21 protein-coding genes are annotated in these 24,764 nt (G+C 63.9%); 15 read left to right on the top strand and 6 right to left on the bottom strand.

Annotated features, from left to right (window positions below; all coding sequences use genetic code 11):
- Positions 1-120 precede the first annotated feature (120 nt).
- The 5 genes from P3T18_RS21230 (at position 121) to P3T18_RS21210 (ending at position 7,063) form a co-directional block, all read left to right on the top strand.
- Positions 121-3,045 carry a molybdopterin-dependent oxidoreductase gene (locus P3T18_RS21230; RefSeq protein WP_429301929.1) on the top strand — a complete coding sequence of 975 codons (2,925 nt, stop codon included), beginning with the start codon at positions 121-123 and terminating at the stop codon, positions 3,043-3,045.
- 27 nt (positions 3,046-3,072) lie between these two features.
- On the top strand, positions 3,073-3,828 hold the full coding sequence (locus P3T18_RS21225) for a 4Fe-4S dicluster domain-containing protein (RefSeq protein ID WP_429301928.1): 756 nt from the start codon (positions 3,073-3,075) through the stop codon (positions 3,826-3,828).
- 29 nt (positions 3,829-3,857) lie between these two features.
- Positions 3,858-4,808, top strand: a complete 951-nt coding sequence (locus P3T18_RS21220) for a dimethyl sulfoxide reductase anchor subunit family protein (protein WP_429301927.1) — start codon at positions 3,858-3,860, stop codon at positions 4,806-4,808.
- Positions 4,809-5,084: 276 nt separating this feature from the next.
- The gene (locus tag P3T18_RS21215; RefSeq protein WP_429301926.1) at positions 5,085-5,585 is read left to right on the top strand and encodes a DUF305 domain-containing protein; all 501 of its coding nucleotides are present in this window, start codon (positions 5,085-5,087) and stop codon (positions 5,583-5,585) included.
- Positions 5,585-7,063 carry a YncE family protein gene (locus P3T18_RS21210; protein ID WP_429301925.1) on the top strand — a complete coding sequence of 493 codons (1,479 nt, stop codon included), beginning with the start codon at positions 5,585-5,587 and terminating at the stop codon, positions 7,061-7,063. Before P3T18_RS21215 ends, P3T18_RS21210 begins: the two co-directional genes overlap by 1 nt.
- Positions 7,064-7,091: 28 nt before the next feature.
- On the opposite strand, the gene P3T18_RS21205 is transcribed toward P3T18_RS21210, so the two are convergent.
- Complete coding sequence (locus tag P3T18_RS21205) at positions 7,092-8,012, bottom strand: DMT family transporter (RefSeq protein ID WP_429301924.1); 921 nt, start codon at positions 8,010-8,012, stop codon at positions 7,092-7,094.
- A gap of 225 nt (positions 8,013-8,237) precedes the next feature.
- On the opposite strand from P3T18_RS21205, the gene P3T18_RS21200 reads away from it, so the two are divergent.
- The 9 genes from P3T18_RS21200 (at position 8,238) to P3T18_RS21160 (ending at position 17,914) form a co-directional block, all read left to right on the top strand.
- Complete coding sequence (locus P3T18_RS21200; protein WP_429301923.1) at positions 8,238-9,302, top strand: LacI family DNA-binding transcriptional regulator; 1,065 nt, start codon at positions 8,238-8,240, stop codon at positions 9,300-9,302.
- Positions 9,299-10,204 carry a sugar phosphate isomerase/epimerase family protein gene (locus P3T18_RS21195; protein WP_429301922.1) on the top strand — a complete coding sequence of 302 codons (906 nt, stop codon included), beginning with the start codon at positions 9,299-9,301 and terminating at the stop codon, positions 10,202-10,204. Before P3T18_RS21200 ends, P3T18_RS21195 begins: the two co-directional genes overlap by 4 nt.
- On the top strand, positions 10,201-10,956 hold the full coding sequence (locus tag P3T18_RS21190; RefSeq protein ID WP_429301921.1) for an SDR family NAD(P)-dependent oxidoreductase: 756 nt from the start codon (positions 10,201-10,203) through the stop codon (positions 10,954-10,956). The genes P3T18_RS21195 and P3T18_RS21190 overlap by 4 nt, the downstream gene beginning before the upstream one ends.
- A 63-nt stretch (positions 10,957-11,019) precedes the next feature.
- Positions 11,020-11,766, top strand: a complete 747-nt coding sequence (locus P3T18_RS21185; RefSeq protein ID WP_429301920.1) for an SDR family NAD(P)-dependent oxidoreductase — start codon at positions 11,020-11,022, stop codon at positions 11,764-11,766.
- A 38-nt stretch (positions 11,767-11,804) separates the two neighbouring features.
- The gene (locus P3T18_RS21180) at positions 11,805-13,052 is read left to right on the top strand and encodes a Tm-1-like ATP-binding domain-containing protein (protein WP_429301919.1); all 1,248 of its coding nucleotides are present in this window, start codon (positions 11,805-11,807) and stop codon (positions 13,050-13,052) included.
- Positions 13,053-13,059: 7 nt separating this feature from the next.
- A complete protein-coding gene (locus P3T18_RS21175; RefSeq protein ID WP_429301918.1) occupies positions 13,060-13,914 on the top strand; it encodes a phosphoenolpyruvate hydrolase family protein in 855 nt (284 codons plus the stop codon).
- On the top strand, positions 13,911-14,945 hold the full coding sequence (locus P3T18_RS21170) for a Gfo/Idh/MocA family protein (RefSeq protein WP_429301917.1): 1,035 nt from the start codon (positions 13,911-13,913) through the stop codon (positions 14,943-14,945). The genes P3T18_RS21175 and P3T18_RS21170 overlap by 4 nt, the downstream gene beginning before the upstream one ends.
- Before the next feature lie 83 nt (positions 14,946-15,028).
- Positions 15,029-16,030, top strand: a complete 1,002-nt coding sequence (locus P3T18_RS21165; protein WP_429301916.1) for a TRAP transporter substrate-binding protein — start codon at positions 15,029-15,031, stop codon at positions 16,028-16,030.
- A gap of 3 nt (positions 16,031-16,033) precedes the next feature.
- Complete coding sequence (locus P3T18_RS21160; RefSeq protein WP_429301915.1) at positions 16,034-17,914, top strand: TRAP transporter large permease subunit; 1,881 nt, start codon at positions 16,034-16,036, stop codon at positions 17,912-17,914.
- Between the two features lie 69 nt (positions 17,915-17,983).
- Here the strand turns inward: P3T18_RS21160 and P3T18_RS21155 are convergent, their stop codons facing one another.
- The 5 genes from P3T18_RS21155 to P3T18_RS21135 form a co-directional block, all read right to left on the bottom strand.
- The gene (locus P3T18_RS21155) at positions 17,984-18,811 is read right to left on the bottom strand and encodes a MetQ/NlpA family lipoprotein (RefSeq protein ID WP_429301914.1); all 828 of its coding nucleotides are present in this window, start codon (positions 18,809-18,811) and stop codon (positions 17,984-17,986) included.
- A gap of 131 nt (positions 18,812-18,942) precedes the next feature.
- Positions 18,943-20,157 carry an acyl-CoA dehydrogenase family protein gene (locus tag P3T18_RS21150; RefSeq protein WP_429301913.1) on the bottom strand — a complete coding sequence of 405 codons (1,215 nt, stop codon included), beginning with the start codon at positions 20,155-20,157 and terminating at the stop codon, positions 18,943-18,945.
- Positions 20,158-20,168: 11 nt separating this feature from the next.
- A complete protein-coding gene (locus P3T18_RS21145) occupies positions 20,169-21,173 on the bottom strand; it encodes an NrtA/SsuA/CpmA family ABC transporter substrate-binding protein (protein WP_429301912.1) in 1,005 nt (334 codons plus the stop codon).
- Positions 21,174-21,207: 34 nt separating this feature from the next.
- Positions 21,208-21,951, bottom strand: a complete 744-nt coding sequence (locus P3T18_RS21140; protein WP_429301911.1) for an ABC transporter ATP-binding protein — start codon at positions 21,949-21,951, stop codon at positions 21,208-21,210.
- Positions 21,948-22,787 (bottom strand): ABC transporter permease subunit, encoded by an 840-nt coding sequence (locus tag P3T18_RS21135; RefSeq protein WP_429301910.1) that lies wholly within the window; start codon positions 22,785-22,787, stop codon positions 21,948-21,950. The genes P3T18_RS21140 and P3T18_RS21135 overlap by 4 nt, the downstream gene beginning before the upstream one ends.
- A gap of 304 nt (positions 22,788-23,091) precedes the next feature.
- On the opposite strand from P3T18_RS21135, the gene P3T18_RS21130 reads away from it, so the two are divergent.
- Positions 23,092-24,744, top strand: a complete 1,653-nt coding sequence (locus tag P3T18_RS21130) for a methyl-accepting chemotaxis protein (protein WP_429301909.1) — start codon at positions 23,092-23,094, stop codon at positions 24,742-24,744.
- Positions 24,745-24,764: the final 20 nt, after the last annotated feature.

Here is a 24,764-nt window from a genome sequence, read left to right as displayed (position 1 = left end):
CGGCGCAGCGGATAGTTCGCCTCGCAAATGGCGATTTTTTATGTGGCCCCGCGACGATTAGGATGGACAGCATCGCATCACCATCGCTTCGGCCCCACCGGAGCAGCGCCGGAGATCCGCATGGAACATCACGCCCGCACGCAGGACGAACGGCTCGACGTTAAAACGACCACCTGCTACATGTGCGCCTGCCGTTGCGGTATCCGCGTGCATCTTCGTGAAGGCGAGGTGCGCTATATCGACGGTAATCCGGAGCATCCGCTCAACCAGGGCGTGATCTGCGCGAAGGGCGCCTCCGGCATCATGAAGCAGTATTCGCCCGCGCGCCTCACTCGTCCGCTGATGCGCAAGCCCGGTGCCGAGCGGGGCAGCGCGCAGTTCGAACCAGTCTCGTGGGAGACGGCGTTCGGCGTGCTCGAAAAGCGCCTCGCGCATATCCGCGCGACCGATCCGAAACAGTTCGCGCTCTTCACTGGTCGCGACCAGATGCAGGCGCTCACCGGCCTCTTCGCCAAGCAGTTCGGTACGCCTAACTATGCGGCGCATGGCGGCTTCTGTTCGGCCAATATGGCGGCCGGGATGATCTACACGATCGGCGGATCGTTCTGGGAATTCGGCGGCCCGGATCTCGACAGCGCCAAACTCTTCTTCATGATCGGCACGGCGGAAGATCATCATTCCAATCCGCTGAAAATCGCCATTTCGAAGTTCAAGCGCGCGGGTGGCCGCTTCATCGCGATCAATCCGATTCGCACCGGCTACGCGGCGATTGCCGACGAGTGGGTGCCGATCCGGCCCGGCACCGATGGTGCGCTGTTCATGGCCTTTCTGCACGAACTGATCGCGGCGGATGCATGGGACCACGAGTTCGTGCGCCGCTACACCAACGCGGCGGAACTCGTCGATCTCGACGAAAGCAGCGAGAACTTCGGCCTGTTCGTGCGCGACCCGCAGCAGCCGGTCGGCAATCCGCTGTTTCCGCAAAATCACGTGTGGTGGGACGCCGAAGCGGGGCGCGCCGTGCCTCACCATACGCCCGGCGTCACGCCCGCGCTCGACGGCCGCTATACGCTCGACGACGGCACGCCGGTCACGCCGTCGTTCGCCTTGCTGCGCGAGCGCGTGGCCGATTGCACGCCGGAATGGGCGGCCGCCATTACCGGTATCGCAGCGGACACGATTCGCCGTCTCGCGGGCGAAATGATCCAGACGAGCCGCGACCATGGCATCACGCTGCCGATTCCTTGGACCGATGCCTGGGGCGAGACGCATGCAACCGTCACCGGCAATCCGGTCGCGTTTCACGCCATGCGAGGGCTCGCCGCGCACTCCAACGGTTTCCAGTCGATCCGCGCGCTGGCCGTGCTGATGTCGCTGCTCGGCACCATCGACACGCCCGGCGGGTTTCGCCACAAGTCGCCGTTTCCGCGCGCCGTGCCGCCCTCCGCGAAACCGCCGAACAGCCCCGACGCCGTCAAGCCGAACACGCCGCTCGCCACCGGCCCGCTCGGTTGGCCCGCCGCGCCGGAGGACCTGTTCATCGACGACCAGGGCGGCCCGGTACGTATCGACAAGGCTTTCTCGTGGGAATATCCGCTGGCCGTGCATGGCGTGATGCATAGCGTGATTACCAACGCGTGGCGCGGCGATCCTTATCCGATCGACACGCTGATGATTTTCATGGCCAACATGGCGTGGAACTCGTCGATGAACACGATGAAAGTGCGCGAGATGCTCGTCGACAAACAGGAGAGCGGCGAGTACAAGATTCCGTTTCTGGTGGTCTGCGATGCGTTCCAGTCGGAGATGACCGCCTTCGCCGATCTGATCCTGCCCGACACCACCTATCTCGAACGGCACGATGCCATGTCGATGCTCGACCGGCCGATCTCCGAATTCGATGGTCCGGTGGATTCGGTGCGTGTCCCGGTCGTGCCGCCCACGGGCGAGTGCAAGCCGTTTCAGGAAGTGCTGATCGAACTCGCTTCGCGTCTGAAGTTTCCCGCGTTCACGACGCCGGACGGCGCACGGCGTTTTCGCGACTATCCCGACTTCGTCGTCAACTTCACCACCACGCCCGATTCCGGCGTGGGCTTTCTGATCGGCTGGCGCGGCAAGGACGGCGATCAGGCGCTGGTCGGCGAACCGAACCCGAATCAGTGGGAGCAGTACGCGAAAAACAACTGCGTGTTTCATCACCGGTTGCCCGAGTCGATGCGATACATGCGCAATTGCAACGGGCCGTATCTCGAGTGGGCGGTGAAGAACGGTTTCCGCAAGTTTGGCGAGCCGATCCTGATCCAGCTTTACTCCGACGTCATGCAGAAGTTCCGGCTGGCCGCGCAGGGGCGCACGAGCGGCAGGCAACCGCCGGATCATCTGCGCGCGCGCGTGGAAAAGTACTTCGATCCGCTGCCGTTCTGGTATGCGCCGCTCGAAAGCGCGACGACCGACCTCGACCGGTTTCCGCTCGCCGCCGTCACCCAGCGGCCGATGGCGATGTACCACTCATGGGATTCGCAGAACGCGTGGCTGCGGCAGATTCACGGCGAAAACTATCTGTACATGAACCCGTTGATGGCCGCGGAGAACGGCATTGCCGACGGCGCATGGATCTACGCCGAATCGCAATGGGGCCGCGTGCGCTGCATGGCGCGCTTCAGCGAGACCGTCGAGCCCGGCACCGTCTGGACGTGGAATGCGATCGGCAAGGCGTCGGGCGCATGGAACCTCGGTGCGGGCGCAAACGAATCGCAGCGCGGCTTCCTGCTCAATCACCTCATTACAGACGAACTGCCCCAGCGCGACGAGGACGCGACGCGACGCATATCGAATTCGGACCCGATTACAGGCCAGGCCGCCTGGTACGACGTGCGCGTGCGCATCTATCCCGCGGAGGCGGATGCGCGGCACACGCTGCCGCAATTCGCCGCGATGCCCGCCGTACCTGGCGAAAACGGCGTGATTTCACGGATCGTGCAGACCTACTTCGCGGGACGCGGCGAATTTGCCGCGCGGCTGCGCGGTGCCACGGGGCGCAAATAGCAGCGGGAGACTTGCAAGGAGCGTGTGATGACACAGATGGCATTGGTGATCGACCTGAACGTGTGCGTGGGATGCCATGCCTGCGTGACGAGTTGCAAGGAGTGGAACACGTCGGGCGAATCGGGCAGTCTCGCCGATATGAATCCGTACGACGCGGACCCGTCGGGCACGTTCTTCAATCGCGTGCAGAGTTTCGAGGCCGGCACGTTTCCTCATGCCGACACCATCCATTTTCCGAAATCCTGTCTGCACTGCGAGGACCCGCCGTGCGTGCCGGTCTGTCCGACCGGTGCGAGCTATAAGCGCAAGGAAGACGGGCTCGTGCTGGTGGACTTCGACCGCTGTATCGGCTGCAAATATTGCGCGTGGGCGTGTCCGTACGGCGCGCGCGAACTCGACGAAAGCCGCAAGGAGATGACCAAGTGCACCCTCTGCGTCGATCGTATCCACGATGAGAATCTGTCCGAGCGCGACCGGCAACCGGCCTGTGTGCTCGCGTGTCCGACTTCGGCGCGGCTCTTTGGCGATATTCACGATCCGGAGTCGGTGGTGTCGAAGGCCATCGAGGAGCGCGGCGGATATCAGCTGATGCCCGAGTGGAATACGCGGCCAGCGAATCATTATTTGCCGCGCGTGCAAACGGAAGCCGCGGGATGTGGCAGCGGTTCGTGCTCGTGCAAAACGTCCGGCTCGCAGCAGGAGCGCAGCGCGTCGCCGGAATCGCTCGACGCGCAACTCGAGCGCGGCGAACTGCATCTCGCGTCGATGGCGACGCGCGTCTGATCAACCGCATCTGCACAAAGGTCCTCACGATGAATCCCGCATTTTCCGTGGTTTTTCTGACGACGCTGAGCGGCGCGGCGCAAGGCCTGCTGATGGCGCTGGTCGGCGTGGAAACGGCCGCGCACTGGGGCCTGCTCGCTTCGCCCGAAGCGGCGTTCTATATCGCCGGGGCGGCGGTTGCCGTGGTGCTCGGTGGCCTCGGGCTCATTGCGTCGTTCTTCCATCTCGGTCATCCCGAGCGGGCGTGGCGCGCCATCGCGATGTGGCGCACGTCATGGCTGTCGCGCGAATGTCTGTGTTTGCCGGCGTTTCTCGCCTGCGCCTTTTTCTATGGCGCGGCGCACTGGCTGGGCTCGCCGTGGTCGCTGGCGATCGGCTGGCTCGGCGTGCTGGCGAGTGCCGCGCTGTTCGTCTGCACGGCGATGATCTACGCGTGCCTGCGCTTTCTGCAGGAGTGGGCCACGCCGCTCACGCTGGTCAATTTCGCGCTGCTAGGCTGCGCCTCGGGCTGCACGCTGGCCACGGCCTTGTCGGCCTGGTATGCGCCCGAGTGGACCGTGGGGCTGGCCGTCTGTGCTTGCGTGCTGACGCTCGCCGGTTGCGTGAGCCGCAGTGCGTCGCTCGTGCGCAATGCGCGCTTGCGGCCGAAATCGACTGTGCAGAGCGCGACCGGTATTCGCAACGCGAAACTGACGCAGGTGTCGCGCGGCTTCACCGCGGGGGCGTTCAATCTGCGCGAGTTCTTCCACGGTCGCTCGGCGGGCACGCTGCGCGGCGTCAAATGGGGCTTTCTCGCGATGTCCTTCGTGGCGCCCGTCGTGTTGATGGCGCTCGGAGCGAATCTCCATTCGATCGGTGTTTCGTTCGGCACGCTGGCCGCCGCGTGTCTGGTGCAATACGCCGGGCTGGTCGCGGAGCGCTGGTTCTTCTTTGCCGAGGCGAAGCATCCGCAGAACCTGTATTACGCGCGGACCGGCTGACGCGTGGGTAGTTCGCTGTCTTCATTCGCCGCATACCCGGTCGAGCTCCAACTCGACCGGTCGCCATTCACACCGCCTGAGCACACCGCCTGAGATCGTGATGCGATAGCCGCGCTGGCATCGCTCGCGCAACCTGCGGCGACCGTCGGGTCGCCCGCCTTCGCTTCGTTTCCCCAACGACCGCGACATCCCACTCCCCGATTTTTTTCGCACCTCCGGAATAAAGCCCAACCGGCCGTGTTCACGCAGGTAGACACGCTATCGAGGAGATCACGAATGCAAGTTCACCGCATCAGGCCACGGCCTTCCCTGTTGGGCGCCGCCGCGCTGCTGCTTTCTCTTTGCGCGCCATTGGTCCATGCAGCGGGCGCCGCGACCGGAACGGAAGCCGCCTATCTGAAGGAAAACGACGCTGCCATGGACCGCATGATGACCGCCATGTCGGTGAATCCATCGGGCGATGTCGATCACGATTTCGTGGCGATGATGATTCCGCATCATCAGGGGGCGATCGACATGGCCCAGGCCGAATTGCGCTACGGGAAGAACGAACAGCTTCGCCGCATCGCGCAGGAAATCGTGGTGGAACAACAGCAGGAAATCGTCGCCATGCACGTGGCGCTCGGCCAGGCGATCCCGCCGTCTGCGGCCTCGCCCGACCAGATGGCGGCGAGTTCCGGCGATGCGGCGGCAGCACCGGCCGCGGCGTCGCACGCCATGCATATGCACATGAACATGCAGTCAGGACACATGCCGTCAAACAACGAGGACCAATAATGATGCAAAAGACTTTCCGCCTGAGTGCGCTCGCTGGAGCGCTCGCCGTGACGCTGTGCGGCGCGGCGTTCGCCGGTCAGGCTCCCGGCGCCGACACCACGCCCGATATACCAGTCAGCCATCACGACCGTGTCTATGCCGCCGAACAGTTCTCGAATACCGTCTCCGTGACGGACCCGGCCGACAACCGGCTGGTCGGCGTCATCCGTCTGGGCGATCCGTCGCCGGGTAATTTCAGTCCGCTGTATCACGGTCAGGTGCTGGTGCACGGCATGGGATTTTCCCCCGATCACAAGACGCTCGCGGTGGTGTCGATCGGATCGAATTCCGTCACCTTCATCGACACCGCGACGAACGCGGTCAAACACACGACGTATGTCGGACGCTCGCCGCATGAAGCCTTTTTCACGCCGGACGGGAAAGAAGTGTGGGTGACGGTGCGTGGTGAAAACTACGTGTCGGTGCTCGACGCCACGACGTTCATGGAGAAAACGCGCATCACGACACCGGCCGGTCCCGGCATGCAGATTTTTTCTCCGGACGGCAAATACGGCTACGTGTGCTCGTCGTTCAATCCGGAGACCGATATCGTGTCGGTGGCGGATCATCAGATTGTCGGCAAGGTGAAACAGGACAGCCCGTTCTGCCCGAACATCGCGGCCACGCCGGACGGCAAGCAGGTCTGGTTCACGCTCAAGGACGTGGGCCGCACTCAGGTATTCGAGGCGACCCCTCCGTTCCGATTGCTCAAGACGCTCGACACGGGACCGATCACGAATCACGTCAACATCGTGAAGAACGCGCATGGCATGTTCGCGTATGTGACGGTGGGCGGCCTGAACGAAGTGAAGGTTTTCCGCACCGACAACTACACCCAGGTGGCGACGATCCCGGTCGGTAATCTGCCGCACGGAATCTGGCCGTCGGGCGACGGTTCGCGCGTCTACGTGGGACTGGAAAACGGCGATGCGCTCGCGGCGATCGATACGCTGAGCAACAAGGTCATTGCGCAAGTGCCCATCGGCCAGGCGCCGCAGGCCGTTGCCTATGTGCCCAACGCCGTGCCGGACGGCGACGGTACGCAAAACCTGCAACCGCTCGGCCTCGCGGGAAACACGGCGCATCTTCAGCTGATGCCGGTGGGTGGTGACACTGCTGGCACGTCCACCACGCCGACGAGCGTCGCGCTCTTCGATCAGGGTCTGCTGCAGGTATTGCAGGCGTCCGTGACCGGTCTGAAGCCGAAGCAGCCGTATGTTCTCGGTCTGTCGAACAACGCGGACGGCAGCGGCATGATAGAGGGACTGGCGAATTTCATGTCGAACCCGGCGGGCTCGGCGATCGTCAACGCGATCGGTCAGATCAGGCAGGTTGTGTCGGTCAACGATCCGCAGGCCAAAGGGGCGCGCCGCTATCTCGTGATTGCGCCTCAGGTGGACGGCAAACCGGGCGCGGCGGTCCAGGTGCAGGCGCTGTAACGCACCAACCGTCCACGCTCGATCACGATCACATCGCGGGCCGCTCACGCGCCCGCGACGACCTCGTCGCGATGGCCACGCCGAGTATGGCGACCGCCATCGCGCAACACGCCCACACGGACATCACTTCGCCGAGCAGCAGATACGACATCAACGCAGCGCCGGGCGGCACGAAGAAGAATAGCGACGCCACCTGCGAGACCTTGCCCGCGCGCGTCATGGCAAGCAGCAGCGTGACGGCAATCAGGGAATTGCCGATCACGAGATAGAGCAGGGCGGCGATCAACGCGCCGCTCCATTGCACGTGCATGGTCTCGAAGGCGAAAGACAAGGGCGCGCAAAAAATCAGGCCGACCGTGTACTGGATCAGGTTCGCGCTCAACGGGTCCTGACGCGTGCCGAAGCGCTTTTCGTAGAGCATGGCGGCGGTGATGCCGATCAACGCGCCGACGGCCAGCAGCACGCCGCTCGTCGACTGGACCTGAAGCGGTCCACGCGCGACGATCACACCGACCGCTCCCACGAGCCCCAGAATCAGGCCGATCCATTTGCGCGCGCCGACACGTTCGGCCACGAGTGCCGGAGCCAGCACGCCGACGATGATCGGCTGCAACGACACCACCAGCGCGAGTACCGTCGAAGAAAGGCCCGCTGTCAGCGACAGATAGCTGAGCCCGAAGTACATCACCTGAACCAGAAATCCCGTGACGATGAGATGCAGCCACGCGCGTCCGCTCGTCGGCCATGCCGGTCGCCGCCATGCGCAAACCACCAGCAGCACGCCGATACTGAGCGCAAAACGGATGGACAGCAGTGCGAGCGGCGTTGCATAACGCAGGCCGATCTTCGCAATCGGAAAGCCGGCCGACCACAGCGCGAGAAAGATCACCGGCGCCAGCGTGATGAGCCAGCGCTGCTGTGAGGACGCGCGGACGGCGGTCTGATCCATTCGGATTCATCTCCTGCTTAACCTGCGTAGCGGCTTAGCGACATAACGCACGCAACAGGCGTGATTGCAACTCATGGCGCACGCCATGGCAAGCACTGCTTGCGGTCTTTTCCTTGTACGAATCAGGTTTACCCGTAAACCATGTGAACGTTCGCATGAACGGGTTTACTTCCGCGCAGCGTTTTCTATAGTTTGCTCATGTGAACGATCACATGGCGGGGAAAAATGAAATCCGACGAAACCGATCGCGCGCCGACCTTGAAAGACGTCGGCAGACAGGCGGGCGTGTCTTACCAGACTGTGTCGCGCGTGATGAACGGTTCCGAACGGGTCAGTCCTGCCACGCGCGAGCTGGTCGTCGCCGCAGCGCAGCAACTCGGCTTCCGGATGAATCGTGTGGCGGGCAGCCTGCGCACGAATCGTTCGCGCACCATCGGCCTCGTCATGTCGGACGTGGCCAATCTCTTTTTCGCGGAAGTCGTGGGCGGCGTCGAAGCGGAGGCCGCGCTCAACGACTACTCCGTCATTCTCGCGAACAGCGGCGAAGACCTCGCGCGTGAAGGCGTGGCGGTCATGGGTCTGATGGAGCGGCGCGTGGACGGACTGATCGTCGCGCCGGCCGAGGGCGAACATCGCTATCTGTCGCGCGATCTGCCCGAGCGCTTTCCGCTCGTCGCCATCAACCGGATGATCGAAGACTATCCCTGCGGCGCGGTGCTGAGCGACAACGAAGGCGGCGCGCGTCTTGCCGTGCAGTATCTGATCGAACGCGGCCATACGCGTATCTGTGCGCTCGCCGGATCGCGCGGACTCATGACGTCACGCGAGCGGATTGCGGGCTTCAAGACGGCGCTCAAGGACGCACGCGTGCCGGTGCGCCGCGACTGGATCCGCTTCGGCGGCTTGCAGGCCAACTCGGCATGCGCGGCTGCGCTGGCGCTGCTCGATACCGACGACCGCCCGAGTGCGCTATTCGCCACCAGCAATACCATTGCCGAAGGCGCGCTGCTCGCCATGCGCGAACTGGGCCTGCAACGCAATCGCGATGTGGAAGTGATCGGTTTCGACGACGTGCCGTGGGCGCGCCTCGTCGATCCACCGATGCCTGTGATCGCGCAGGACACGCATCAGATCGGCCGTCTCGCAGTGCGCATGCTGCTCGGTCTGATCGACCGTCACGATAGCGGCAGCGAGATCGTGCGATTGCCCACGCGCCTGATGACCAACGAGATCGTCCTTCCCAAACGGGCCACCACGGCGAAAACCCGTACGACAGGAGCGATATCGTGAAGCGCGTGTCGTCGCCGCCCAGGCTCGCATTGAGTCCCGTCACGCTCGCGCAATGCACGTTCGAGCAGGCCTTCGCGCAAACGGCGCAAGCGGGCTTCAGCGGCATCGGTCTGCGCTACGACCAGTTCGAGCGCCATCTCGCGCAGGGCGGCACCGTGGACGAAGTGCGCGGCTGGCTGAGCGCCTACGGTTTGCGCTTTGCCGAAGCCGCTTTTCTCGCCGAATGGCAGTACTACGGCGGCGTGCCGCTGGTCAGCCGCCGCCAACGCAGCGGCAATGCGGACGAAACGCGCGAGCACCTGCTGCGCCGCCTGCATACCTTCCTGCAGCATTGCGAGGCGTTCGAATGTGCCAACGTGACGGCCGTTCCCGCGTTGCGAGAAACCGGCGATCTCGCCGTCGCCGCCGAGGAGTTCGCGTCGCTGTGCGATCTCGCGCGGCCATACGGCGTGCGCCTGTGCCTCGAATTCATGGGGACGTCCCCGCAGATTTCGACGCTCGCCAGTGCCGCCGAACTCGTGACTGCCGCTAACCGCACGAACGGCGGCGTGTTGATCGACACGTTCCTGTTCCACCAGGGCGGCTCGCGCGTCGAGGATATCGCGCGCGTTCCGCTCGAACGCATCTTCAACGTCCAGCTTGCGGACGCGAAAGACAAACCCGTTGCCCAACTGGACATGCTCGCCGATCGCGTTTTTCCGGGCGAGGGCGTGGCGCCGGTGCGCGCCATCGTGGATGCGCTCGTCGCGCACGGCTACGACGGCTGGTGGACCGTCGAACTGTTCAACCCGGCGTACGCGAGCGAGGCGGCCGGGTCGATTGCCGCGCGGGCGGCGGCGTCGGCACTCGCACTCGTCGATTCGTCGGGACAACACAAACAATTCGCGGGAGCACGCGCATGAACTTCGACCTGCGAGGCGTGATGGTGACAGGCAGCGCGGGCGGACTCGGCCGCGCGGTGGCACTCGATCTGGCGGCGCGCGGGATCGACAGCATCTGCGTCGACGCCAACAAGGAGGGGCTCGCCAAAACCGTGAGCGAAGCCGAGCATCTCGGCGTGCGCTGCGTGCCGCTCGTTGCCGATCTCGCCTCGGAAGCGTCGATTGCCAACGTATTCGCGCAGGCGGAGCAAAGCGGCGTGGTGCTCGAAGGCATCGTGACGTGCGCCGGCATCACCAGCAAGACACGCGTGCTGGATCTCAGCGTGGACGAGTGGGACCGCGTGATGAACATCAATCTGCGCGGCACGTTTCTTTGTGTGCAGCACGCGTTGCGCGCGATGGTGCCGCGCAAACGCGGACGCATCGTCACCGTGGCGTCCGATACCGCCAAGCGCGGCGCGGGGCGTCTATCGACTTCCGCGTACGGCGCGTCGAAAGGCGGCGTGGTCACGCTGACGCGTTCTCTCGCGCGCGAACTGGCCTCGTATCACGGTGCGATTCGCGTGAATTGCCTGTGCCCCGGCCCGATCTGGACCGACATGCATCTCGGGATGACCGCCGAGGAACGCGCGACCGTCGAGAACTCGGTGTTGATGGGCCGCTTCGCCAGGCCCGAGGAAATCGCCGCGGGCGTGCTGTTCCTGCTGTCCGACGAAGCCTCGTTCGTCTATGGCGAAACCTTGATGGTGGATGGCGGCGTGGTGCTCGATTAATCGTCGCGCGCCGGCTCGGCGTGCAATCGCAATGGCCTTGCAAGCAGACAGGAGACGCAGCAGATGGACACGTTCAAAGGAAAGGTCGGGGTAGTGACGGGCGCGGGCCGCGGCATCGGCATGGTGATCGCGCGTTATCTGATCGACGAGGGGGCAACGGTCTACGTGCCCGATCTGGACAGCGCGCGTTCACAACAGGCCGCACAGCAGCTTGGCGACAACGCGCGGGCGGCGACGCTGGACGTCACGTCGGCGCAGCAGGTCAAGACCTTCTTTCGTCTCGTGGACGAAGAAGCGGGCGGCGTGGACCTGCTGGTGAATTGCGCGGGCGGCTATGCGCCACTCGTGCCGACGCTCGATATCACGGAAGCCGAATACGACCTCGTGATGGACTCGAATCTGAAGGGCACGTTTCTATGCTGCCAGGCCGCGATTGCGTCGATGATCGGGCGCGGCGGCGGTGCGATCCTCAACTTCAGTTCGCTGGCAGGGCGGCAGACGAGCCCCGCGCTCGGCTCGCCGTACACATCGGCGAAAGCTGGTGTGCTCGGATTGACCCGGCATCTGGCGAAGGAGTTCGGTGCGCAAGGCGTGCGTGTGAACGCCGTCGCGCCTGGCACGACCGAAGGCGAACGGGTCGCGGGTCTGCTCACGCAGGAAGATCGCGAGCGGCAACTGGCCGGCATTCCGCTCGGACGCTTCACCACGGCGGACGATCTCGCGGACGTCGCGGTGTTTCTGCTGTCGGACCGCGCGCGCTACATCACCGGCGCGACGATCGACGTGAATGGCGGCGTGCTGACCATCTAGACCTTGCTGCCGATGAACGTCATGAAACGGGAGACATCATGACCACGGTGTACGTTGTCGGAACCTGCGATACCAAGGGCGCGGAATTGGGCTTCGTGCGGGACCAGTTGCGCGCGGCCGGCGTGTCGACGGTGCTGGTGGATGTCGGCACGCACGCTGCGCCTCGCGCCGACGTGCAACCGGATGTCGCGGCGCAGATCGTCGCGGCCTGTCATCCGGACGGCGTCGAAGCGGTGCGCGGTGCCGCCGAGCGCGGCGCGGCCATCGCGGCGATGGGGCGCGCGCTGACACGCTTCATGGCGACGCGCGACGACGTGGGCGGCATGATCGGTCTCGGCGGATCGGGCAATACAGCGCTAGTCACCGAGGCCATGCGCGCCCAACCCGTGGGTCTGCCGAAGCTGATGGTGTCCACCGTTGCATCGGGCAACGTCGCGCCCTATGTGGGCGCAAGCGATCTGCTGCTGATGTATTCGGTCGTCGATATCGCGGGGCTCAACCGCATCAGCCGCACCATTCTCTCGAACGCGGCGCATGCGATGGCCGGCATGGTGAAAGGCGTCACGGCCGCCGGCGTTGCAGCGAACGCAGCGCCGTCGAAGCCCACGGTCGGCATCACGATGTTCGGCGTGACCACGCCCGCCGTCGATCAGTTGCGCGAACGGCTGGAGGCGGACTACGAATGCTTTGTCTTTCATGCGACCGGCACCGGCGGCCAGTCGCTCGAAAAGCTGATCGACAGCGGCATGATCGAAGGTGCGATCGATCTCACCACGACCGAGGTCGCGGACTTTCTGGCAGGCGGCGTGTTTCCCTGTCTCGCCGACCGCTTCGGCGCGATTGCCCGCACGAAAGTGCCGTACGTCGCATCGTGCGGCGCGCTCGACATGGTCAACTTCGGCGCGCCCGAAACCGTGCCGGCCGCCTACGCGCAGCGTCTTTTCTATCACCACAATCCGCAGGTGACGCTGATGCGAACGTCCGTCGCGGAATGCCGGTACATCGGCGAATGGATCGCGCAAAAGCTCAACCGCTGTGAAGGACCGCTGCGTTTCCTGATTCCCGAGCGCGGCGTGTCGGCCATCGACGCCGAGGGTATGCCTTTTTACGATCCCGAAGCCGATCGGGCGCTGTTCGACGCGATCGATTCGACGTTTCAGGCGACGTCCCGGCGCAGGCTCGAACGCCTGCCCTTGCACATCAACGACGCCGCGTTCGCCGACGCGATCGTGGCGGCTTATCGCGAACTGGCGGACGCGCATGCCAACCGCCCTGATAGGAGGTGAACCACTCATGCCACGTTTCGAACGAAGCGCACTGCTGGCCCGCTACCGCGAGATGATCGAGCGGCGCGAGCCGATCGTCGGCGGCGGTGCGGGAACGGGTCTGTCGGCCAAATGCGAAGAGGCGGGCGGCATCGATCTGATCGTGATCTACAACTCGGGACGCTACCGGATGGCGGGGCGCGGCTCGCTCGCGGGCCTGCTCGCCTACGGCAACGCCAACGAGATCGTGAAGGACATGGCGCGCGAGGTGCTGCCCGTCGTCAAATCGACGCCGGTGCTGGCGGGCGTGAACGGCACCGATCCGTTTATCGACATGGACCGCTTTCTCGACGAACTGCGTCTGATGGGTTTTTCCGGCGTGCAGAACTTCCCGACAGTCGGCCTGATCGACGGCATGTTCCGGCAGAACCTGGAGGAAACCGGCATGAGCTACGCGCTCGAAGTGGAGATGATCCGCAAGGCGCACGAGAAGGACATGCTCACCACGCCCTACGTGTTCAACGCGAACGAAGCCGCGGCGATGGCGGAGGCGGGCGCCGACATCATCGTCGCGCATCTGGGACTCACGAGCGGCGGCGCGATCGGCGCGAAGACCGGTGTCGCGCTGGACGAATGCCCGGCCTTGATCGAAGCCTGGGCATGGGCCGCGCAACAGGTGCGGCGCGACATCATCGTGCTGTGTCACGGCGGCCCGATCTCGACGCCCGAAGACGCCGCCTACGTGCTGCAAGCCAGCCCGTCGTGCCACGGTTTTTACGGCGCGAGTTCGATGGAGCGCCTGCCGACGGAAATTGCGCTGACCGAACGCACGCGAGAATTCAAGGCGATTTCGCGCGACGCATCGAACCGGAGGACATCATGAGCCGTGTGACAGGAATCGCAGTGATCGGATGCGGCCGCATTTCACGCTCGCATCTCGCGGCCGTTTCGTCGCAGCCGGAACTGGCGCGGCTGATCGCCACCGTCGATAGCGACATCGGCCTTGCCCTCGATGCGGCGAAGCGTTACGGCGCGCAAGTGGCGCTCGACAGCGTGACCGATGCACTCGCGCGTGACGATGTCGACGCCGTGGTGATCTGTCTGCCCAATCATCTGCATGCGCCCGTGGCGATCGAGGCGGCGCGCGCCGGCAAGCATGTGCTCGTCGAGAAGCCGATGGCCGACAATGCCGCCGACGCACGGCGGATGGCCGAGGCTGCGCGAGAGGGGCAGGTCGTGCTGGCCGTCGCGCAGTGCCGTCGTCATTTCCGCGCGATCCGTTATCTCGCCGAACATCATGCGCAATTCGGCCGGCTGATTTCCGCGCAGGTGAGCCTCGGCGTCTATTGGGCCGAAGCGCAGGCGGCCTGGTGGCGCGAAGCGGACAAGGCGAGCGGACTCGTGGTCGCACTAAACGGCCCACATGTGCTCGATTTCGTGCAGATGGTAATGGGCGACGACCCGTTGCGCGTGCATGCCGAAGCGGTGCGCCGCAACGATTTCTGGGCCGGCGAAGACGAAGCGATGATGTTGCTCGCGTATCCGCACAAGCGGCTGGCGTCGGTCCATCTTTCGTTCAACCAGAAGCCCGTGGAGAACCGCAAGGTGCTGGTGTTCGAGCGCGGAACGGCCGTGATCGACAACGACACGCAACTCACTTTCAACGGCGAGATGCTGGTGCGACAGGGCGACGACGAGCAGCGCCACTATCTCGACGAAGCCGTCGAATTCCAGCGGCAATTCCGCGAATTCGCGCTGGCGATCGCGGGCGAGCCGAATCATTCGGTCAGCGCCGAAGAAGGCATCCGTTTGATGCGTACGCTTGACGCCGTTCACGAGGCCATGCGCAGCGGGCGCACGGTCGAGCTCGAAGGGGCGGTGAAAGATACGGAATCGGCAGACGCGGTGCCATGACGCCGCGCGGCAAGCACTAAAAAGAAACACAGAGACAGACAGACGTAGAGACGTGGAGACACACAAAAAGGAGGGAGCGGATCATGGACAAGCCAGTTCGTCGGCTCGTATTGAAAAGCGGTGCTGCGTTGCTTGCCGCGCCGCTGGTGGCGCGTTTCGCGCACGCGGCGGAGTACCGGATCAAGATTGGCAGCGACACGCCGCCGGCTTATGCGATGAACGTGCGTATCAAGGAAGCGACCGAGCGCATCAAGACGCGCACCAACGGCCGCGTCGAAATGAATCTGTTCCCCAATAGCCAGCTGGGCAGCGACATGCTCAATCAGGTGCATAGCGGGTCGCTGGATTTCTTTCTGTCCTCGTCGCAGCTCGCCGTGCCGCTGGTGCCCGCGTGTGCGCTGCCGGGTCTTGCTTATGGTTTGAAGGACACGCCTTCCGCATTCAAGGCGCTCGACGGCGACGTGGGCGCGTATTTGCGCGGACAGATGGAGAAAGTCGGCCTCTTCGCCATTCCCGCGATGATGCAGGGCGGCTGGCGGCAAATCATCAGCAACAAACCGATCAAGTCGCCGGACGATCTGCAGGGCTTCAAGATACGCGTGCCGATCAGCCCGATGTGGGTATCGCAATTCAAGGCGCTCGGCGCGAGTCCGACGCCGATCAGCATCAACGAGTTGTACACGGCGCTGCAAACGAAAGTGGTGGACGGCGCGGAGAACTATCCGTCGCTGCTTTACGCAATGAAGCTCTACGAGATCCAGAAATACCTGAGCATGACCAACCACATGTGGGACGGTTACTGGATTCTCGGCAACCAGCGCATGTGGGCCGCGATGCCGAAAGACCTGCAGGGCGTGATTGCCGAAGAGTTCACGAAATCGGTGCTCGCGCAGCGCGACGATATGGTGAAAGTGGACGCCGCCGTACCCGACCAGATGACCAAAGCGGGTATCACCATCATCAATCCCGATCGCGAGCCGTTTCGCAACAAGCTCAAACAGGCCGGTTATTACACGGAATGGCACGACAAATTCGGCCCGCAGGCCTGGGCGCTCCTCGAAAAATATACGGGTCCGCTGGGGTGAACCATGCGTATCGTTCTGACTGAGAACCGCCTGAAATTGCAGCATCTGTTCACGGCGCTCGAACGCGGCCTCGTGCTCTTCACGGAGGGCATCGCCGGCTTGCTGGTCGCCGCGGAAATCGTGCTGCTGCTGATCGGCGTCGTGTCGCGCTATGTGTTCCGTCATTCGCTCGTGTGGTCCGATTCGCTCGCCTCGTTGCTGTTTTTGTGGCTCGCGATGATGGGCGCGGTGATCGCATTCCAGCGCAACGAACACATGCGAATGGCGGCCTTCGTCAGAATGGCGCCGGCTTCGTGGCAGGCGTTCTGGCGCGCGCTTGCACTGATCGCGCCGCTCGCGTTTCTGGTGCTGGTGTGCGGCGCGACGCTCGATTACGTGATCGACGAGGCGAATCTGACCGACCCCGCGCTCGATATCTCGAACGCATGGCGGGCTGCGGCCATGCCGGTCGGCATCGGTCTGATGATCGCCAGTTCGCTGTTCCAGCTGGCGCGCCTGGAGCACTGGAAGCCCGTGCTCGGCGCGATTGCGCTGACAGGCGCGGTCGGTGCCGGGCTCTTCCTGCTGCAACCGCTGCTGCTCGGCATCGGCAGCTGGAACCTGATGATTTTCTTCGTCGGCGTGGTGGGTTTGTGCGTGTTCTCGGGCGTGCCGATCGCCTTCTCGTTCAGCCTGGCGTCGTTCGGCTATCTGGCGATCACCACGCATCTGCCCCTGCTCGTGATGGCGAGCCGCATGGACCAGGGCATGTCGCAGATCGTGCTGCTGGCGGTGCCGCTCTTCGTGATACTCGGCATGCTGATGGAAATGACGGGTATGGCCAAGGCATTGGTGGCGTTTCTCGCCAACCTGCTCGGCCATGTGCCGGGCGGTTTGTCGTACGTGCTGGTCGGCGCGATGTATCTGGTGTCGGGCATTTCCGGATCGAAGTCCGCCGATATGGCGGCATTGGCGCCCGTGCTCTATCCGGAAATGAAGGCGCGCGGCACCAAGCCCGGCGAATTCGTCGCGCTGCTGTCGGCCACCGCGGCTCAGACCGAGACCATTCCGCCGAGTCTCGTGCTCATCATTCTCGGGTCGGTCACGAGCGTTTCGATCGGCGCGCTGTTCACCGGCGGCCTGTTGCCGGGGCTCGTCGTGGGACTGATGCTGTGCGCGCTGGTCTGGTGGCGGCATCGTCACGTCGCGACCGCGGACGGCGCCGAAAGCGGCGCACGCGCGGTTCTGCCGACGCGCCGCGAACTGCTGCGCAGCTTCTGGATTGCGTTGCCCGCGCTCGCCTTGCCGTTCGTGATCCGGCTTGCAGTCGTGGAAGGCGTGGCCACCGCAACGGAAGTGTCGACCATCGGCATCGTCTATACCGTGCTGGCGGGCCTGCTGATCTATCGTCGTTTCGACGTGCGGCGCGTGTGGCCGATTCTGGTCGGCACGGCGGCGTTATCCGGTGCGATTCTGCTCATCATCGGGGCGGCGACGAGCATGGCCTGGTGCCTCACGCAGTCCGGTTTCTCCGACGACCTCGCCACGCTCTTCGCGCAACTGCCGGGCGGCAAGGTGACGTTCGTGATTGCGTCGATGGTGCTGTTCGTCGTGCTCGGCAGTCTGCTCGAAGGCATTCCCGCCATCGTGCTGTTTGGTCCGCTGCTGTTTCCGATCGCGACGACGGTCGGCGTTCATCCGGTCCATTACGCGATGATCGCGATTCTCGCGATGGGCATGGGACTGTTCGCGCCACCGTTCGGCGTGGGCTACTACACGGCTTGCGCGATCAACCGCATCAATCCGGAAGACGGCATGCGGCCCATGATCGCGTATCTGCTCGCGCTCGGCGCGGGATTGATTCTGGTCGCCGCGGTGCCGTGGATTTCAGTGGGATTCCTGTAAGACGTCGAAGCGGCCCGCACCTGGTGGCCGCTCCGACTATCGCGCGGTAATCGTGCCGCTAAAGCGTGATTACTGCTGCGGCGCGCCTTCCCAGGCGGGCAGCGTCGCACCGTGATAAACCGTCAGGATCGCGGATGCGACGTTCGCTTGCTGATAGCTGTCCACCAGCGTCTTCACCCACGGTGCCTTCGCGTCTTTAGCGTTGACCGCGAGGAAGTTGCGATACGGATTGCCGGGGACCTTCTCCTGCGCAATGCGTTCCTGCGGGATCTTGATACCGGCCTTGATCGCCCAGTCGGTATTGACCACGGCCGCATCGACGTCGTCGATGGCGCGGCCTACGATACCCGCGTCGAGTTCCTTGATCTGGATGTGCTTCGGATTGTCGGCGATGTCGCGCGCGGTCGGCAGCAGGCCGACGTCGGCGCGCAGCTTGATGAGCCCGTTCGCCTGCAGCAGCAGGAGCGCGCGGCCTTCGTTGCTCGGGTCGTTCGGAACGCCGACGGTCGCGTTTTGCGGCAGGGCGGCAACCGATTTCACTTTTCTGGAGTAGAGGCCGATCGGCTGCACGTAGGTATAGCCCACGGGCACGATCTGATAATGACGCGCGGCAATCTGCGCATCGAGATACGGCTTGTGCTGGAACGAATTGGCGTCGAGGTCGTGCTGTGCGAGCGCTTCGTTGGGTTGCGTGTAATCGGAGAAGGTCGTGACCTTGACGGTGAGGCCGTGTTTGGCGGCGTTGGCTGCCACGGCGCGCCACACGTCCTCGTCTTCGCCGGACATGATGCCTACGCGTACAGTCTGCTCGGCCGCGAGCGACGGCAGGGCATGCGTGAAGCCGGCGGCGAGAACAATCGACAGCAAGGCGCGTTTGAGCGTGGTGGTCGTTTTCATCGTTTTTTTAACGTCGAGAGAGAAGATCGGGGAATCGTAGAGAGTCGGTCGCCGCGACACAAATAATATTCAGCACTATCGATATGCACGACAAGCTCGTGTGCGCCCGGAACGTGCCTGAAAAAACGCGCCTAGAAAAACGCGCCGGTCGGCGGAAGCTGTCCGGTCAGCAGGTTCTGTCCGAGAAAGCGCTCCTTGTAGAGACGCGGATTGTGCGAAGCGATCACCTTGATATTGCGCCAGTGACGATCGAGTGCACCCACGCGCGACACCACCGAACCCGAGCCGAGGTCGATCAGCCAACTGGCGATCTGCGGCGCGAGATCGTCTATCACCACTTTCGCTTCGGCCGCCGCGAGCGAGGCGGCCAGCGTGCTGTCGTATTCGCCGGCCGTGCCGTAGTCGTCCCATGCACGTTGCAGCGCAGACACGGCGCGATCGACGCTTGCCTCGACACTCGCCGAGTACGCCCGGATCCGGCCGAGCAGGGCCTGAAGCACCGGCTCGTCGGTGGGATGGGCGGCCTCGCCGTGATAGAAGTTGCGTCCACGTGAACGCAGAACATCGACGGCGTCCAACGCGACGCGCCGCACGATGCCGGCAATACAGTTGCTCAGATAGACCTGGTGAAACGTGAAGCCCCAGGGCGCGGCTTCGTCCGTGCGCGGCGGGTCGGTGGGATAGAGATGAGCGGCAGGCACGCTCACCGCATCGAAGCGCGCCGTGCCCGAACCGGTTAGTTGCTGGCCGAATCCTTGCCAGTCGTCTTCGGTGCCGACACCGTGGTTTCGGTCGAGCACGTATTGCACCGCTTTTCCCTCGCGGCTTTCCACGGCAAGTCCGACGAAGGCGTCGTTGTACAGATTGCCGGTGGCGTAGACCTTCACGCCCGAGCCGGTATAGGCGCCGCGCGCCGCGTCCCAGTCGAGCCGGCTCAGCACCTGGCTGGGTCGTGCGCCGGCGGCCACGGCGTCGGTTTCGGTAAAGCTGAGTCCGACGGTTTTCTTCTGCCGCGTAAGGTCGAGAACATGTGCGTGAAACGGCTGATCTTGCCGCCGGAGCGCTGCTTCGACCTGAAAAAAGTGATTGCGGAATGCGTGGGCGATATTCGAGTCGGCGGCGGCAAGGTCGCGCGCGACCACCAGCAATTCGCTCAACGACACGCCGCGTCCGCCGGCGTCGGCGGGCAGGCGCAACGCGCCGACACCGCGCGCCTTGAGCAGCGCGATTTCCTCGTGCGGCAAACGGTGATGACGTTCGCGCTCCGCAGCGCCCGAGGCGATCGTTGTGATGAGGTCGGAGAAACCGAGTTTCGCGGACAAAGGTGAAACAAGCGTAAGTGCCATGATGTGCCCGCTCAAACCTTGACGCTGTAGTCCGCGACCTTGATCCGCGAATTGATGATCTTGCGATCCGCGAGCCAGTCGGCGGCACGCTGAAACTGTGCGATGAAGGCGGCGTCGTCCGGTTCGTGGAATTGATTGACGCGTTTGAGGCTGGTCAGATAATCGCGCACCTGGTCCGGGTATTTCGCTTCCCTTTGCACGAGTTGCTCGGACTCCGCGGAGTGCGCCGATTGCCACGCGCCTTCGACGTAATACGCGTCGAGCACGGCGCGAATGAGTTCGGAATTCTGCTCGGTAAATTTGCGGCGCGTGACGAGCGAGCTGTAATCGATCAGGAAATCGAGGTCGCGTCCTTCGTTGAAAATGTCTTTGGCGTCGTTGGCGTGACGCGCAATGTCCACCGCGGGCGACCACATCGACCAGGCGTCGACCACGCCTTGCGCAAACGCGGGCGCTGCGTCGGGCGGATTCAGATAGACGAACTCGACCTTGCTGCGGTCCACGTGATGCTTTTCCAGCGCGGCGATCAGCAGGAATTCGCCGAGCCCGGAACGATTGATCGCGACTTTGCGCCCCGCGAGGTCGGCAACCGAATTGATACCGCTCGACTTCTTCACGATGATCGCGGTGGAGCGCGGCGAATAGATGTCGAACGCGTTGAAGACGAGCGGCGAGCCCGCGAGCATCGCGGCCAGCGCCGGCGTGGTCGAGCCCCAGAAGCCGAAGTCGGCGCTGCCGCCGACCACGGCCTGAATCGAGGGCGCGTGGTTCGGGAACGGGCCGACCCATTCCACTTTGATGCCCTTGGCGGCCAGCGTCTTTTCGAACACGCCGCGTTGCTTCGCGATGTCCGGTAACGCGCCGTAGCCCCATCCCACGCGCACTACGTCGGTGTTACGCGTCAGTTTGCGCGGCTCGGCGGCGCGTGCCGGAAACAGAGTGCCGGTTGCGGCGACGGCCAGCAGGCCACCCGCCGCGCGCAACAACTGGCGGCGGCTCAATGAAGAATCGTTCATCCGTATCAGGTCCTTGGTGTCGTGCAGAAAGCGCTCAGTGAGACTGAACGCCAAGTTCTTCGAGCAGAATCGGTCGCAGTGTCTGCGATGGTTGATCTTTGGGCTGGAAGGAAGCCGCGATGCGTCCCGCGCGCATCACGAGAATCCTGTCGGCGAGCCTGAGTGCTTCGTCGACGTCGTGCGTCACCAGCAGCACGCCGGGATGATGGCGCGCCACCAGTTCCTTGACGAGGCCGTGCATCCTGATGCGCGTGAGCGCGTCGAGAGCGGCGAAAGGTTCGTCGAGCAGCAGCAAGGCGGGATCGCGAACGAGGCCGCGCGCCAGGGCCACGCGTTGTGCCTGGCCGCCGGAGAGATTGCGCGGCCAGTCGTCTTCGCGGCCGGACAGGCCGACCTCGGCGAGAGCACGCGCGGCTCCGGCGCGGCCGACCGTCGTTTCATGACCGAGCGCGACGTTCTCCCACAAGGTCGCCCACGGCAACAGACGGTGTTCCTGGAATACGACCGAGGGCCGTTCGGGTGCGCGGATCAGCCCGGCGTCGGGCCGGTCGAGTCCGGCGAGCGCGCGCAGCAACGTGGTCTTTCCGCAGCCGCTTTCGCCGAGCAGGGCCACGAATTCGCCTTCGCGAATGTCGAGATCGAGCGCGTCGATGACGATCCGCGTGCCGTAGCGGCGCTGCAGGCCGCGCACCGACACGGCGAGCGGCGAGCGGATGTCGCGCGGCGCGACGGACGCCGGAGGCGCGGCGTGCTGGGGCAGGGCGAGATCGATGCTCACGGCTGCGCTCCTTTGGCGTAGTTCGCATGCCACGAGAGAAAGTGCGCTTCGAGCAGACGCACCAGCGCGTCCGCTGCGACACCGATGATGGCGTAGATGATCATGGTCAACAGGATGACGTTGGTCTGGAGAAATTCGCGGGCGTCCATGGCGAGAAAGCCGATGCCTCGGGTCGTGGCGAGTGTTTCGGCAATGACGAGCGCGAGCCACGCATGCGCGAGCGCATAGCGCACGCCGGTCAGAATGGACGGCATCGCGCCGGGCAGGATGATGCGCCGTACAACGGCGCGCCATGTCAGGCCCACCACTTTCGCCAGCTCCATCAGCTTCGGATCGATCTGGCGAATACCGAGCATCGTGTTGATGTAGATGGGGAACAGCACCGCGAGCGAGACCAGAAAGATTTTCGCCACTTCTCCGACGCCGAACCAGACGATCACGAGCGGCAGCATCGCGAGAAAAGGAATGGCGCGCACCATCTGGATCGAACGATCCAGCAGCGCCTGCGCCAGCGGCGAGAAGCCGACCAGGATGCCGAGCGCGAGTCCGATGGTGCCGCCGATCAGGAATCCCGCGGCAGTGCGCAGCAGCGAAACGCCAAGGTGAACGAACAGTTCGCCGTGACGCGCGAGGTCGAACGCGGTGACGGCGACGCTGACCGGCGACGGCAACACTTGCGGCGCGATCAGTCCCGCGCTCGATGAAATCTGCCACACCACGAGCAGCAGCACGGGCACGGTCCACGAAAGCCATCGGTACAGCGTGCGTTTCGATACGCCGGAAAAGCGGCGGCTCGAATCGACATGGCTGTTGCGGGAATAGGTGACGTCGGCCATATCGGTTCCGGATGAGTCGTAAAGAAGGCTGCTCCAGCATGGAGAAAGCTATTAAAGGCTGAACGCCATGGCACTGACAAACAGTTTTTTGTGCTTAGCTTTTCAGTGGCGGCGCGAATGCTTACCCGTCGCATGTGAACGCGGCTTCTCAGCATCGGAATTTGATCTCGATCAAGCTTTGTTCCAGACGGTTAAAAATAGCTTTCGATAACCCTTCAGAACTTCCGCGTGATGCCGTAAGCAAAGACATGGCCTCGGACGCAGCCGGTGCGTCCGTGTAGCGCGCATTTCTCGTGGAAGTCCTATGAAGAACATGAAGTTGTCGACTCGTCTGGTGGCGGGCTTTTCCTTGCTGACCTTATTGCTGGTCGTGGTGGCCGGCCTGGCTTTCTACGGTTTATCGCAGTTGAACGACCGCCTCGACGACATCGCGCGCGTCAACAACGCCGAGACGCGTCTCGCCAATGTGCTGAAGTCGTCGATTCAGGATCGCGCGATCGCGGTTCGAAACCTCGCGTTCCTGCAGGATCGTCAGGAGTTGCTTGCCGAAGTGGACCGCATCAGGAAGCAGGACCAGATTTACGCCGAGGCCGTGAAGCAGTTGCACGACATGTTCTCGACGGAAGCGAGCACCACGGATAACGAGCGCAAGATGCTGGCCGAGGTCGACCGGACCGAGGCGCTTGCCGTTCCGCCGATGAACAGGGCCATCGATCAGGCCGTCGCCGGCGACGTGACCGGCGCGACCCATACGATCATGAACGACGCGCGGCCGCCTCAACGCGTGTGGCTCGCGAAAGCGGCTGAACTGGCGGACTCGGAAGAAACAGAAAACGCCGCGGCGCAGAAAGAAGCGGTCGGCACGTATGGCAGCATTCGCGTGCTGGTGGGTTCTCTGGTGGCGTTGTCCGTGCTGGTCGCGATCGCGACGGCCGTGATTCTGACGAAGAGCGTGTTGCGTCAACTCGGCGGCGAACCCAGCGAGGCCCAGCGCATTGCCGGCGAGATCGCGGCGGGCAACCTGCTCGTTCGTGTCGAGCTTGCGAAAGGGGACCAGCACAGTCTGATGGCGTCGCTCGAATCGATGCGTGCACGTCTCACGACCATCGTGACGGGCATCAAGGCGTCGGCGGAATCCATTTCGGTGGCGGCCGCGGAGATTGCGCAGGGCAACCTCGATCTCTCGCAACGTACCGAAGAGCAGGCGGCTTCGCTCGAGGAAACCGCCGCGAGCATGGAAGAGCTGACCTCGACCGTCAAGGCCAACACCGACAACGCGCGCCAGGGCAGCACGCTCGCAAGTACCGCTTCGCAGACAGCCTCCACGGGTGGCGACGTGGTGCATCGCGTGGTGAGCACGATGGACGATATTTCGTCGAGTTCGTCGAAGGTGGCGGAGATCATCGCGGTTATCGAAGGCATCGCGTTCCAGACGAATATTCTCGCGCTGAATGCCGCGGTCGAAGCCGCGCGCGCGGGCGAACAGGGCCGGGGCTTCGCGGTCGTGGCCGGCGAAGTGCGCACGCTCGCGCAGCGCAGCGCCAGTGCCTCGAAGGAGATCAAGGATTTGATCGAGACGTCCGTATCGCATGTCCAGACCGGTTCGGCACTCGTGCACGACGCCGGACAGACCATGAGCGAAGTGGTGCGCGCGGTTCAACGCGTGACCGACATCATGGGCGAAATCGCTTCCGCGTCGGTCGAGCAGACCACCGGCATCGAGCAGGTCAACGTGGCCGTGACGCAGATGGACGAAGTCACGCAGCAGAATGCCGCGCTCGTCGAACAGGCGACCGCCGCCGCGCAGGCGATGGCGGATCAGGCCGAAGCGCTGAAGGTGGCCGTGTCGATCTTTAAGGTCGGTGCTTCGGCGGATTCGGGTGCGGGCGGATTTGCGGTAGATTCGACTACCCGCGCAGCGGTTCGTCGCGGGCAGGTTGCCGGACTCGCGTTCTGAGCGTTTCCGTCTGCGCGACA

It is taken from the genome of Paraburkholderia sp. GAS199 (genome assembly GCF_050436585.1).
In the GTDB taxonomy this organism is placed as follows: Bacteria; Pseudomonadota; Gammaproteobacteria; order Burkholderiales; family Burkholderiaceae; genus Paraburkholderia.
Note: the sequence above shows the minus strand (reverse complement) of the source record. Positions and strands in the feature narration are given on the sequence as shown.

Bases quoted from the DNA above. Each gene is read 5' to 3' on its own strand.
- P3T18_RS21135 (WP_429301910.1), bottom strand. From the start codon at position 22,787: ATGGCCGACGTCACCTATTCCCGCAACAGCCATGTCGATTCGAGCCGC.
- P3T18_RS21230 (WP_429301929.1), top strand. From the start codon at position 121: ATGGAACATCACGCCCGCACGCAGGACGAACGGCTCGACGTTAAAACG.
- P3T18_RS21175 (WP_429301918.1), top strand. From the start codon at position 13,060: ATGCCACGTTTCGAACGAAGCGCACTGCTGGCCCGCTACCGCGAGATG.
- P3T18_RS21130 (WP_429301909.1), top strand. From the start codon at position 23,092: ATGAAGAACATGAAGTTGTCGACTCGTCTGGTGGCGGGCTTTTCCTTG.
- P3T18_RS21215 (WP_429301926.1), top strand. From the start codon at position 5,085: ATGCAAGTTCACCGCATCAGGCCACGGCCTTCCCTGTTGGGCGCCGCC.
- P3T18_RS21220 (WP_429301927.1), top strand. From the start codon at position 3,858: ATGAATCCCGCATTTTCCGTGGTTTTTCTGACGACGCTGAGCGGCGCG.
- P3T18_RS21170 (WP_429301917.1), top strand. From the start codon at position 13,911: ATGAGCCGTGTGACAGGAATCGCAGTGATCGGATGCGGCCGCATTTCA.
- P3T18_RS21205 (WP_429301924.1), bottom strand. From the start codon at position 8,012: ATGGATCAGACCGCCGTCCGCGCGTCCTCACAGCAGCGCTGGCTCATC.
- P3T18_RS21150 (WP_429301913.1), bottom strand. From the start codon at position 20,157: ATGGCACTTACGCTTGTTTCACCTTTGTCCGCGAAACTCGGTTTCTCC.
- P3T18_RS21160 (WP_429301915.1), top strand. From the start codon at position 16,034: ATGCGTATCGTTCTGACTGAGAACCGCCTGAAATTGCAGCATCTGTTC.
- P3T18_RS21180 (WP_429301919.1), top strand. From the start codon at position 11,805: ATGACCACGGTGTACGTTGTCGGAACCTGCGATACCAAGGGCGCGGAA.
- P3T18_RS21210 (WP_429301925.1), top strand. From the start codon at position 5,585: ATGATGCAAAAGACTTTCCGCCTGAGTGCGCTCGCTGGAGCGCTCGCC.
- P3T18_RS21225 (WP_429301928.1), top strand. From the start codon at position 3,073: ATGACACAGATGGCATTGGTGATCGACCTGAACGTGTGCGTGGGATGC.
- P3T18_RS21155 (WP_429301914.1), bottom strand. From the start codon at position 18,811: ATGAAAACGACCACCACGCTCAAACGCGCCTTGCTGTCGATTGTTCTC.
- P3T18_RS21185 (WP_429301920.1), top strand. From the start codon at position 11,020: ATGGACACGTTCAAAGGAAAGGTCGGGGTAGTGACGGGCGCGGGCCGC.
- P3T18_RS21200 (WP_429301923.1), top strand. From the start codon at position 8,238: ATGAAATCCGACGAAACCGATCGCGCGCCGACCTTGAAAGACGTCGGC.
- P3T18_RS21145 (WP_429301912.1), bottom strand. From the start codon at position 21,173: ATGAACGATTCTTCATTGAGCCGCCGCCAGTTGTTGCGCGCGGCGGGT.
- P3T18_RS21190 (WP_429301921.1), top strand. From the start codon at position 10,201: ATGAACTTCGACCTGCGAGGCGTGATGGTGACAGGCAGCGCGGGCGGA.
- P3T18_RS21165 (WP_429301916.1), top strand. From the start codon at position 15,029: ATGGACAAGCCAGTTCGTCGGCTCGTATTGAAAAGCGGTGCTGCGTTG.